This is a genomic window from Pseudomonas serbica, from assembly GCF_028823535.1.
Classification (GTDB): domain Bacteria; phylum Pseudomonadota; class Gammaproteobacteria; order Pseudomonadales; family Pseudomonadaceae; genus Aquipseudomonas; species Aquipseudomonas serbica.
The window spans coordinates 1-12,598 of record NZ_JAQIYM010000017.1 but is presented as its reverse complement, the minus strand read 5'-3'; the positions used below and the strand labels follow the sequence as shown (position 1 = coordinate 12,598).

7 protein-coding genes are annotated in these 12,598 nt (G+C 55.8%); 2 read left to right on the top strand and 5 right to left on the bottom strand.

From position 1 onward, the window contains the following. The first annotated feature begins 123 nt into the window (after nucleotides 1-123). Entirely contained in the window at nucleotides 124-2,322 is a 2,199-nt protein-coding gene (locus NQL71_RS24805; RefSeq protein WP_274643507.1) for an autotransporter outer membrane beta-barrel domain-containing protein, read from the top strand. 172 nt (nucleotides 2,323-2,494) lie between these two features. Then, entirely contained in the window at nucleotides 2,495-3,931 is a 1,437-nt protein-coding gene (locus tag NQL71_RS24800; protein ID WP_274643506.1) for a hypothetical protein, read from the top strand. Nucleotides 3,932-3,945: 14 nt separating this feature from the next. On the opposite strand, the gene NQL71_RS24795 is transcribed toward NQL71_RS24800, so the two are convergent. The 5 genes from NQL71_RS24795 to NQL71_RS24775 all read right to left on the bottom strand — a co-directional run bounded on the left by NQL71_RS24795 (nucleotide 3,946) and on the right by NQL71_RS24775 (nucleotide 12,531). Further along, complete coding sequence (locus NQL71_RS24795; RefSeq protein ID WP_248686582.1) at nucleotides 3,946-5,010, bottom strand: fimbrial protein; 1,065 nt, start codon at nucleotides 5,008-5,010, stop codon at nucleotides 3,946-3,948. A gap of 88 nt (nucleotides 5,011-5,098) precedes the next feature. After that, on the bottom strand, nucleotides 5,099-7,618 hold the full coding sequence (locus NQL71_RS24790) for a fimbria/pilus outer membrane usher protein (protein ID WP_274643505.1): 2,520 nt from the start codon (nucleotides 7,616-7,618) through the stop codon (nucleotides 5,099-5,101). Between the two features lie 37 nt (nucleotides 7,619-7,655). Beyond that, complete coding sequence (locus NQL71_RS24785) at nucleotides 7,656-8,411, bottom strand: fimbrial biogenesis chaperone (protein WP_274643504.1); 756 nt, start codon at nucleotides 8,409-8,411, stop codon at nucleotides 7,656-7,658. A gap of 105 nt (nucleotides 8,412-8,516) precedes the next feature. Further along, nucleotides 8,517-9,083 carry a fimbrial protein gene (locus tag NQL71_RS24780; protein WP_248686584.1) on the bottom strand — a complete coding sequence of 189 codons (567 nt, stop codon included), beginning with the start codon at nucleotides 9,081-9,083 and terminating at the stop codon, nucleotides 8,517-8,519. A gap of 226 nt (nucleotides 9,084-9,309) precedes the next feature. Continuing rightward, complete coding sequence (locus tag NQL71_RS24775; protein ID WP_274643503.1) at nucleotides 9,310-12,531, bottom strand: RHS repeat-associated core domain-containing protein; 3,222 nt, start codon at nucleotides 12,529-12,531, stop codon at nucleotides 9,310-9,312. Between the last annotated feature and the right edge of the window lie 67 nt (nucleotides 12,532-12,598).

Genomic DNA, 12,598 nt, shown 5'->3' with positions numbered 1-12,598 from the left:
GCGCGTTTACTGGCACCTGACTCTTATGTTTCCGAAGTATCTGTCGGATAAGTCCTACATACGACAGGAGCATCGATCTATAGCCTGCGCCGCTCTCTATCCTCGCTCGCCAATGGTGTCTTTATGTCTAAAGGTCAATTGTTCAAGTTGCATCCACTGTCTCGTGCTTTAAAAATTTTTTCCGTTGCGCCGTTGTTGCTGTTTTGCGATTTGGGTTACGCAAGAGTTCTGGTGCCCGGAGAGGTCCTGGCGATTGACGCCAACACGAAGCAGGATAACTACGTGCTCAATGGAGCGTCGACCTTGAATGCCAATGGCGCCCTGACCCGTCAAATCGTGGTCAATAATTCGACCTTGAACATGCAGGGCAGTACCGTACAGGCAACGGGTGCCACTGGCGTTCTGTTGAATGCGGGGCGAGCGGACATATCTGCGAACACCCATATCACCAGTGATCGGAACGGCCTGGCGGTCAGTCGTAATGCCACGGCCACTCAAGGCTCCACCGCAATAGTGAGCGACAGCTTTATCAATGGCGGGACATCCGGCGCCACAATCACTGGCTTAAGCAACTTGACACTGTTGCGCACGGAGGTCACTGGTGCCAAAGCGATGGGTTTGAATATATTCGGCGGAACGATCACGGCTACAGACAGCACAATCACGGGTAACGCCAGCGGGATCGAAATCAATAGCGATCCCTTGGTCAACGCGCCCGCGACGTTGACCTTGAATCACTCGAAGGTCGAAGGCCGCAATGGCCCGGCAATTCTCATCGACACCCTGGAGGTGGGTCCGGTCCAGGCCAATATCTCGGTGCTCAATGGCACAACCCTGACAGCCGGCAATGGCACCCTGATGGACGTGCGCAATGGTGCCGAAGGCAATTTGCGAGTCGGCAGCAGCACATTAGTGGGCGATATCGTCGCGGACGGAAACAGCACTGCCAATGTGCAGCTGGAGGACTCCGCCACCCTGACCGGTCGCCTGCAAAATGTGCAAAACCTGGGAATCAACAGCAATGCTCGTTGGGTCATGGTCGGTGATGGCGAGGTACAAAACCTGATCATGAACGGCGGTGGTATCCAGTTCGGCAACCCGGGCGAATTCTTCAAGTTAAACGTGGAAACGCTGTCGGGCACTGGCGGTACGTTCTTCATGCACACCGACTTCCAGACCGGCCAGGTCGATACCCTGACCGTTGCCGGGGCGGCCACTGGCAATCACACTGTTGCGATTGACTCCAGCGGCTCGGAGCCTCGGGGTGCAGGGGCTATTCCGGTTGTCCACATCGGGTCCGGTGATGCGACGTTTTCGCTGGCCGGTGGCGCTGTGGATTTGGGCGCCTTTTCTTACGACCTGATCCAACATGGCAGCAACGACTGGTATCTCGATACCGCCTCCCGTGTGATCAGCCCGGGAACCCAGTCGGTGATCGCGTTGTTCAATGCGGCGCCGACCGCCTGGTATGGCGAACTCAGCACCCTGCGCAGCCGTATGGGTGAAGTTCGCATGGACCACGGCAAGGCTGGTGGCTGGATTCGTGCCTACGGCAACAAATTCGACGTCAACGCCAGTTCGGGCGTCGCTTACCAGCAAGTCCAGCAAGGCCTGTCGTTCGGTGCCGATGCGCCGTTGCAGATGGGTGACGGGCAGTGGCTGGTCGGTGTGCTGGGGGGTTACAGCAAGTCCGACCTGGACTTGAGCCGTGGTACTAGCGGCACCATTGACAGCTATTCCCTGGGCGCCTACACCACCTGGCTGGATGAGCCGACCGGCTACTACTTCGATGGCGTGCTCAAGTTCAACCGTTTCCAGAACGAGTCCGATGTACAACTGAGCGACGGCAAGAAAACCAAGGGCAATTACGACAGCAATGGCGTCGGTGCCTCCCTGGAGTTTGGCCGTCATATCAAACTGGCCGATGACTATTTTGTTGAACCTTTTACCCAACTGTCGGGTGTGATTATTCAGGGCGAGGATTATGACCTGGATAACGGTTTGTCCGCCGAAGGCAGTCGCACCCATTCACTGTTGGCCAAGGCCGGGGCCACCGCCGGGCGTAACTTCAAGTGGGATGACAAGGTGGTGCAGCCCTATATTCGCGCCGCTTATGTGCACGAGTTCGCCAACAACAATGAAGTGAAGGTCAACGACAACACCTTCAACAACAACCTCTCGGGTTCCCGTGGGGAGTTGGGTGCCGGTGTGGCCATGACGCTGACTGACAAAGTTTCGATTCATGCCGATTTCGACTACAGCAATGGCGACAAGATCGAACAGCCGTGGGGTGCCAACTTTGGGTTGCGATACCTCTGGTAATTGTACTTGAAGCAAGTGGCGCCTGGCTTGGTCTTGGCGCACTTCATCGCGCAGCTTTGAATGTTCATCAGGATTGGCCGGCACGCGGGCTATTGCCTCTGCGTGTCCGATTTTCAGTGACGGAGAACATGAAATGTCAGCAACGAGGTCCATTAATCAGCTCGACCCCTCAATGACCGCACCCTGGACAAAGCCGGCGCCATTGCCCGATATACCGGGGGGTGAAATCAACCTGTTACATCGTTCGGCCTGGGCCGACCCGAACAAGCCGCTGAGAGTCGAATTCAAACCCTGGTACGAAGTGGAACCGAAGCCAGGTGTCGAGAGTGTCAGTGTTTTTCTGGATGATGACGAAAAGAACGAAATCGGCTTCGGGAAATGGAACGTACCCATGGACCCGGGTGATTACTTCGTCGAGATCAGTGCGGATAATTTGCCTCAGGGCAAGCACACAATCAGTTTCATCATGACCAACTATCTTGGCGTTGCGGCTCGATCATTTCCGTACACGGTCACCATCGATAAACAAGCGACGTTGCTCAACGCTGACAGCCAATTGATTTTCCCTCCTGAGGTCAGCCCCCCGCCAAAAGAAATTGACGCCTTTTATCTCGCCAGGCCGGAAAACCAGGATCGAGTGCTGGCAAGACTTCCCGTCTACTCTGAACCAAAAGTCGGAGATGTCATCACGTGGTATTGGGAAGAGTTCCCCGACAGCGTGAACGAGGTGGACACCTTGACCCTGGAGTTATCCGACATCGGTAACCCCTTGATGCTGACCTTCAGCGGGCAGATGCTCCGCGATCGCGGTAATGGTCCGCGCTATGCCACTTATCGGGTGCGTGATCGGGCCGGTAACGAATCGCTCCCATCGGCGAATGTACGATTGCAGGTCAACATTCAACCGCCCCCGTTGCGCAAGCACCCCACCGTAAAGGAAGCACAAAATGGCCCAGGCACAGGTGTGCTTGATCCAAGGTTGTATGGCGTTTCAGGCGTGACCGTCGTCATTCCCAAGCAGGAGGACGAGGATAAAGAATTCAAGCGGGAGGTATTCTGGAAGGGGAACGGTGAGGAGGGGTCTCATCATGCCTTGCTGCCAAACCCGTCGAACAAGTCGGAGTTTTTAATACCGGCCAAGGCTATTCCCCCCAATATAGGTGCGGGCCGTATCGTTGAAATCATTTATACCGTGGATACCGCCGGGTCCAGACCTGAACCATCGGATCCTTTAAAACTGACGGTCAAACCTATCGCCGTGCAAGACTTTAATCCGCCTATCGATTGCCCTCTGGCCGCACGAGGCACCCCACTCAAACTCAAGCTCGCTAGCGTTCCGGATGACGGTACGCCCCTGGTGTTGCAGCCTTGGGTTTATCAGGCGCAGACGCAACTGATTAACATCTGGTTGACCGACTCCAACAGCCGTGAGGAGTACATTCGCAGCGCTTATCCCGTGGTGACGGGCGTCAATAGAGCGATGTTGCCAAAGACTTTCCTGCAGGGGGTGAGAATTAACAGCATCTTTGCCGTGCATGTCAGTGTCAGCTTTGATGGGGGAGATTCCTATCTCCTTTTCCCCACTCAAGACATGCAACTGCTCGGATGATGAACACGACGGGCTCATAGATAAGTGATGGTGAAATTCAGCGAGCCTTTGACCAGGCCGGGTTCCAACTGGCCTGATGCTGGAGGCGCTGTTTGGTAAAGACGGGCCTTGAAAAGCAAGGTCGTAGTCCCAGGATTGATGGGCTTGAGTTTCACTTCACTGGCTAGCGTTATCGCGGTCTCGTCGTCATGCAGTATTTGAAGAACGACGCCCTTGGCTGTCGAGCCTGTGCCCAGGGTGAACTGACCTGCAGAGGCGTCGTAAAGGGTAGAGCCGGCGGTAGGGTCCAGACGGATATGGGCGTACGTAACGGTTTGCGCGGGCAATCGAGCATCCGTCACGCATGAGTTAAGGGTAATACTGAATGGCTGTGCATCCGTGGTGTGTCCGATAGCGGTGAAGTCCGAGAGATTCCACGCTCCAAGATCCACCGGGTCGGCGCTGACCGGGTTGGTCGATACCGTGCATTCCGCCTGGATGACCTTGCCGGTCAAGGACAGATAGAAGGCGGTACCGACACCCGTAAACTCTCCGCTGAGCAGATTGGAAACATTCAATATATGCTCGCCGGGGTCAATGTCCCCGGTTTTTACCAGTGTGATATTGGGCATCAACAGCGAATGAGAAAGCACGTTTGGCATGTACCTTTCGATGAAAGCATCGTATGGCACCGCTACACTGGCGCCCACAGGTGTCCAGCCAGTCGTGTAGGGTTCGCCCAGTTTGACCCTCACCCCGACCCCGTCGATATTGGTCTTGATAATTTTCCCGGTCGAGTCTTCGCCGTTTATTACAAAGTTCCCGGGCACTATGGGCTCATGATTGCGTGCCTTGAAGTCGATTCGGGGGCCTACAGTGAGGCAGTCAATCGCCAGTCCACCTCCGTTTTGCACATGGCGTCTATCCACCGGGCCAATGGGCGTGCTGCGTGGGACATCCCTGGGTACATAGTGAGTACCTATGTTGATGTTGTAAGGAATAGGGCCGGGGTTGCTGTCTTTCCATTCACAGGTATTAGCGTGGGCGAAGCTCAACGGAATAAGAGGACTGGCCACCACCATGGCCAAGCCAACGAACATGTGTTTACTCGAAATCATAATTCACCCTGAGGTACACGGGCCGATAGCGTTACAGAGCACCGGCTTTGAATAAGTCGCCTTGTCTCAATCAGACGCAAGGCAATTCCTGCATTCGGTAGCCTTGCTCTTCAGGCAGACTGTCCGTATTCAGGTGCAGCTGGCATTGCTCGGTTGATTTTTCACCCCACCGCACCTGCAGTGTTTGAACGCCATTGGTTGTTCCCAGCATGAATTGGCCCGCCTGCCCGACTATCCCGAGTGGTTGACCTTGGGCGTCAGTGACCTGCGCACCGAACGGCAGGGGGGCGCCTCGTCTGTCGCGAGTGGTAATGATCAGTCGTTGTACCCGGTGTGCGATAAAGTCGGCCCTCACCACCGCACCTCGGCGCGGCACGACATGGGCGATGCCGTTCTCGATTTCAACGTTGGGATCAAGCTGGCTGCTGTCGAGCGTTACCCGGTTGATACGATAAGGCCGCAAATACGGAATCATGGCGTAGCCACGCTCATTGGTTTTAGCGGCCGTCGCGTTAAGAACCCCGACATTCTCGATGCCCGGAACGTGAATCAGGCCTGTGGTTTCACCCAGATAGGGGCCCGTCTCCAGGCCACCTTCATGCAACAACAGTGCTCCGCTGACATTCAAAGACGAGCTGTTGTACTGCGTCCCTTGGGTGATGCCGGCACCGACGGTAGCAGCAGGCGTCTGGTAGCCCACCGAAAAATCTGCGGTTTGCTGGTTGCTGGTGTTATTGGCGATTGATGCACGGTAGTTCATGCGGTATTGGTCGGCACTGCCGGAAACGCTTGCGCGTTGACTGAACTGCCCTTGGCTTTCTCTGACATCGAAGGTCGCGGTCGCCGACCGTCCAAAGTTCAGCGGCAGAGACAGGCCAAAACTGATCTGCCGATCATTAACACCGGAGTCTTTCAGCGATTGCGAGGCGTACAGGTTGTAGCTGACGTTTTTATGTTGTGTATTGAACTGGAACTGGAACTGACGTTGCTGATAGTCGGTGCGCCAGAAGTCTTCATGAGACAGCGTCAGGCTCACGGAACTCGAGCTCCCGACGTTCTGATAGACGGCCGCTTCCAGGCGACTGCGCCGGCTTCCATGAAAGCGTGAATCGTGACTTCGCTCTCGCAGCACCTCGTCGAAATCACGGTAACCTTGCGTTGAATAGCGATAGCCGGCAAAGCGCAGGTTGGTACGTGTTTCGAAGGTCTTTCCGTACTTCAGGGCATAGCTCATGCCTTGGACGTTCGAATCGTTCTGGTTGGCATCGGTGTCGGCGCGCGATTGCGTCACATCAAACGACAGCGCCCCAAACCTGCCGATATCCCGGGCGACTCCCAATGAGCCTGCCCGGTAAAAATCGCTGGCCAGCAGACCGCCGTACAGTGTCGAGTCTGCGCTCACACCCAGCGCCAGCGTCCCGTGCCAGAGTAATGGGTCCTCCAGGGACGCATCAGGGGGATTGTACCGGCCCACGCCGGTGCTATAACGCCAGACGCCTTCGCGCAGCAAGTTACTGAGTGTCGAATAGGATTGCGTGAATCGCCTGACCTGTCCGTCGGCCTCGGTCAGGATGACGTCCAGTTCGCCGCTGCCGCCACCGATGCTGAGGTCGTCGATTTCATAGGGGCCTGCACTGACATAGGTCGAGTAGATCGGATAGCCATTCTGGCGGACTTCCAGCCTGGCCCGTGTCTGTGCCACGCCGCGTATGATCGGCGCATAGCTCTGTAACGTATCGGGCAGCATCTCCATGTCCGAGGCCACTTGCACACCTTTGATGGGTAAGCTGCGGAAGACGTCGCCCGGGGTGATGGTTTCACCGACAGTCAGTTGCGAGTGGGTGCCGGGCACGTCTCGCTGGGCATAGGTGTACGCCCGAGTCCATTCGCGTTGGCCTTGGTTGTCGTGGCGAAACGCGTTATTGCTGCGCAAACGCCAAGCCCCCAGATTAAGGCCGCTGTTGAGGTACAGGTCCTGGCTGCTGGAATGCCCGGTGTTTGCGTTATGCCCTTGTTGGGCGGAGGCCTGATAGCTGATGAACGCCGCATTGATGCCGTAATCCCAAAGCTGCGGGTCGACTTGGTTGAGCGCATCTCGACGCATCGCAATCTGCGGAATGGATATCGACAACAGCAATCGGCTGGTCTCGAAATCGGCGGTGGCCCCGGGAATGAGCGGGCCTATATCGATACACATGGAAGGCGTGGCTTTCTGCTCGGGAAGGCTGTCGAGCTTGACCCCCATGTCCTCGAGCAGGCGATATGACAGGCAGGGGGATAGTTCTGCGTTGTCGGGAGTCGCCACGAAGTCGATTTCGCGCTGATCGAAATAACGCTGATTGACATGAATGCGTACCAGATAACGACCCGGTCCAAAATCGGCACCGTCAGCGAGCGCATTCAGCGCCAGGGCACCCGCATCGCTGGGGTGGCTGTCGAGCTGTCGCATGAAGGTGGATTGGAAATCGATGGCTTCACTGGCCTGTACCGAGTCAGTTTGCAATAACAGGCCACTGCCGCTGCTGATGATAAAGAGTTGAAAGAGGTGCGGCCGGTAGCATGGACTAAACCGCCTGGTCAGAAAAAACATGGTCATGTTCCGGGCAAAAAGCATGGGTGCCAAACACTCAAAAGCCAAGGCTGATGGGTTGAGTAACAGGCTGGGTAAAGCCGCCGTAGTCAGTGATCGCTGAAAACACCACGTTCAGTCCCTGTCCGGGTTTGATACCGCGAAGGTCATAGTGCTGACTGGACAGTGGCGAGAGCATGGCCGTGTTATCCAGCGCGACGGTCTGACGGCTGTCGATGACTTCGATACGAATGAATGACACATGGAACGGACCCGGATTGGTCACGATCAGATGGTCTTGGTTATCTATCTTTTTTATTGACCAGCTGAGGTCTTTCAGCCGGTCAATCGGGTTGTCCTTCAGTTCCTGTGGGCGGTAAAAAAACTTGATTCGGGTGCGCAAGGCAAAGTTGAGCTGGTTGCCAGTATTTGTATTGACCTGAGGTATTTCCTGGGTGTTGAAATAGAACAGTGACTCACGATCGCGCGGCAAATTATTGGGCAGGCCATTGATCTGAACTTGTTGCTCTTTTCCTGCATTAAGTCGAAACAATGCGGGCGTCGCAATGAACGGAACAGCTGTTGTTTGATCGTCAGCGTCGGTGTTAATCCAGGTTTGTACTGCAAACACACGGTCGCTGGGATTGCTGACGGTCAATGAAACATTGCGTTTGTCGCCGTCAAAGACAATACGTGTGCCACTGAGCGTTAGCGCAGCCTCGCTCGCGGGTAAGTAAATGAATTGCAGGATGAATAACGCACAGGCAGTACGGGCTGCTCTGGCGCGCAAGTGCCGTTGAAATATACCTGGCATGTATAGGTTCCTTGAACAACGTTCCCGACTGACCTTGTGGCCATTGGGGTCGTGGAAGACCAGGAAGCGGAGAACTTCCTGGTGGTTACCGAACGCGTGCGAGAGTTAAATAATGTTGACGGTGAAGTTGACGTCGGCTTCGGCAGGGCCTGCGGCTATATTGGCCGCTGGCAAGTACGACTTGTAAACGACGTGAAAGGCCATTGTGCTTGGGTCAGTGATGGAAATCGGGTATTGCTTCGAAGCGGCGCCATTGGGGATCAGAGCGCCCATATTATCCTTGATCGCTACAGCAATGCCCTCGGCAACGCCCGTCAGTGGTTTGAGTCCGTATAGCTCGTTACCCGGTCCGACGCCGCCGTGTACCGAACTGAAGGTGACCGTCGCAGCCGTGCTACCCGGTGGTACGGTGCAGCCGCCGCCCGGGGTCAGTTTCAGCTGGAACGTTTTACCGACGCTTTCGCTGCCCACGGTGGGGAAGTCTTTGGTGTAGTTGTAGCCAATGAGGATTGGGCCGCCAGGTGCACCGGTGACCGGGTCAATCACTTCGATGGGGCAGGTGACGCTGTCGATCCGGCCCTGGAAGTTGATGGTCCCGGTAAAGGCGAATGACGCTTGACTGACCACAGTGAGTGCCAGGCCGAGTGGTAAGGCTAATAATAATTTCTTCATGTTGCGGTTCCTTTGAATGAGAATGTTGCTCTGTTTCAGAAGGGATTATGGAGGTGTGGTACGGAGGGGGGGTATGAGAGAACTCTCAATTTTTGGCGCGGGATGAAGATGATGGAGAAGGCAAGTAGCTAAATAGGGAGGATATTGAGTGGATGTTTGCAATAACTCGAATCATCCTGCTTTCGAGCTCCACCACGATTTATGGGAGTGGTGGAGCCCGGAATGATTAATATAGTTCGGCCAGTGCCAGGTCTCGTGGGTTGTCAGATGGATTACTTGTTGTAACTGTATTTATATAATTTCTGCCTGTCCTCGCTCTCGGGATTTGATTATTTTTGATGGCGTCAGCGCTTAACCTGACCCAGGCTGGTTCAGTTGCTCGGGGAGCCGTCGGGTCCAGGTAGTTTCGGAATTTATCGCTTAGAATGTCTGTCACCCAATTAGGTTCTCGTCCTCCAACGGGTCTTGGAATACTGATCGGCGCTCCACTGACAAGATCATCAGCGAAGGTCGATTTTCCAGGATTAACGGCAGAGGTTTTTTTGGCTAAGTTAGCCCTTGACATTTTCATTGCAGATCCACTGTCAAGTTTACCCACATTTGTTGAGGCTCCAGCCTTGAGACCCTTCGCTGCAAACCGCCCAACCACAGACGATGTCGCCCCCGTGCCCGCCGCCGTGAAGCCAGAAAACGCACTGACCTTCCCCAGCGTTTCATCCCCCGTCACAATCGCTGCGACCCCGGTCCCCACGCTGATAGAGCTGGCAATAAACGAAGAGATGGTTAATAGTCCCGAGGCCACGGCCGCAGCGCTCGCACCGGCTGCAATCGCAGCGGCCGCCGGTGCCAGGGTGCCGGCCGAGGCGACGGTAAACACCAGTCCGATGCCGATACCGATCCAGGCCATCGCCCCCGCGTCGCGTTTCCTCGGCAGATAGCTGTACTGCCACAACGCCTCGTGCCCGGTGGGGTCGACATAGTTGATGGGATCACTCAGGCAATACACATACGGATTGACCCCGCCCGCGCCGAAAGGGCTGAACGAGTCAGGGCTGTGAAAGCGCCGCAGGTGAGGGTTGTAGGCCCGGTAGCCCTTACCCAGCAAGTACCAGTCATTGATTTCGTCGCGTGGCTCGCCATTGAAACCGAGCGGGCTCTGCATGGGCTTTGCGCTGTAGCGTTCGCCATAGGCGTTGTACACCGCCATTCGCAGTGCCTGCTCCTGGCTTTCACCCACGACACTGTTTTTGCTGTCGGTCAGAAACAGCAGTGTCTGAGCGTCGTCGCCCACCGTCTGCTGCCCCATGAGTTGCTCGTTGCCGTAAAAATAATTGATGCGGGTATCGCCTTGCCGGGTGCTGCTCACGCGATCGTCCTGATAAAAACGCAAGGTCTCGCTACCGAAGCCGTGTTTAACCCCCAACAACTGATTGTGACCGTCATAGCGATAACGGCTGATCGGGTCGCCGCTCATGGTGGTCACACCAAGCAAGCGGCCTTGAACGTCATAGTTGAGGGTGTGCCCTCGTTCATCGCGCTCCAGGTGACCATCTTCGTCGTAACTCAACTCGATACCCCAAGGGAACTCTTTTAGGTAGTCGAGGTGAGAATGGGTGACTTTCACCAGTTGGCAGGGGTCCGACTCTGCAAACTCACAGCTCATTTCATCCGAACTGCCGTCCTTGAAATCAGTCCAGGCGTGAGTGACGTTGTCCAGTGCATCGAAGGCAAACAACTGCTTGGTGATTTCATTGCCATAGCGATCTCGGGGTAACGAATCGCCTGAACAGTTGTATTGTTGAAGCCGTCCACGGGAATCGTAAGTGTAGGATTCTTGCAGCAACAAACGACCGTCCTCGCGCAACTGCCGGGTCGCCAGCTTGCTGTCGAGGCAGTAGGTCAGACGCAAGGTTTGTGTCGGATGCCCCGACGGCGTGAGGGTGCGCAGGGTTTCACGGCCGTGTTCGTCATACTCCCGTTCTGTCCGTACGGAGGTGTCCGCGCTCAGGTCCTGATTGTAGAGGGACTGCAGCTGCCCCAGGTTGTTGTAGCTGAACTGCCCGCGCAATTGCCCCTGTTGAATCGACTCAACCTGGCCAAATTCGTTATACCCATAGGTCGTGTTCAGACCGTTCATATCATCACGGCTCAAGGGGCGTCCGCTGGGGGTGCTGGTATAACGGGTTTCCCAACTCTGGCCGGCCTCGATCCAGCGCTCACCCAGCAGACGGCCGCTTTTGTCATAGTCGAATTCGTACCGGCCCTGTGTGTTCTGCGACTGGAGCAGTTGTGCGCTGTGTACGTCGTAGGTGAAGTTGACCTGCTCATTCTCGTCGACGATCCCCACCGGCCGGCCGGTCAGACCCAACTGGTATTCGTAGTGTATCTCCTTGCCCTTGGCGGTCAGGTGTCGACTCGGCTGTGATAGCCCCTCCTTATATTCGTAGCGCAATGTACGGTAGCCAACGTGAAGCGCTTCGAGTCGACTGAGGCCATCAAACTGTTGCTGGCCTGCCAGGAATGGTTTTTCGGATGAATTGTTGGGCGTTACCTGCAGGTCTACGGGCAGCGAGGCGGGACTGTGTTGGGCATAGCGTTGATTGACCAGTGTTCCGTCGGGGAGCGTAGTGGTCAGCAGCCTCGACCACGCATCGTACTCAAACAATGTTTGTTCGCCGACTTCGTCAAACTGCATAACGCAATTTCCCAGGCCGTTATAAAAATACTCACGCTCGGCGACAACGTTTTGCCGGGCGTCGAGTTGTTGGATCTTCACCGGCTTTTCAAACAGATTAAGCGTGGTCAGATTGCGCTCACTGATACGGGGTTCGCCCGTGGAGCTTTCCCGCCAACTGCGCTGCTCAAGTTTGATCGGGTCGTTCTCGGTGACAGTCACCACACCGTCCGGCCCTGTCACACGTGATGTCTGACCCCAGTCGTCGTAGCGATAACGGGTGGTCATGGCCCGTTCGTCCATCACACCGTCGAGCGCCCACCAGTCATACACTGTGTCCTGGACCAACTGCCCGCGAGCGTTGTACCGGGCGCTGTAGGTACGGATAACCCGCTCCGGGTCAGTCGGATCACTGTTGATCAGTTCTTCGTGCACGACGCGGTTGAGCCCGTCAACCAGGGTGCGTATTTGCACACCTTTGACGTCCGTCACGGACTGCTCGGCCTGTTGGCCTGGCTGGATCCGATAGGTAAAGGTACGAATGGCCTCATAGGCGGTGGCTGGCGCGGCGATTTCCCGGATGACCCGACCTAGCCGGTCATACTCGTAGTCAATCACCAGCTGGTTGTCGTCCTGATCACGTAACGTCAGGCCACTGTGTAGAGCGTGTTGCCGAGTGATGACGTTACGCACCGATTTTTTCGGGATACCGGGCTGCTCCGGCAGCTGCGAAGTGTCATCAAACCCGATCAGGGTGCTGACGGTTTGCAGCACGACTTCACCGGTACGGGCATGACTGGCCAGGTTGTACACATAGTCGGTCGTCGTGGTCTTGCCCTGA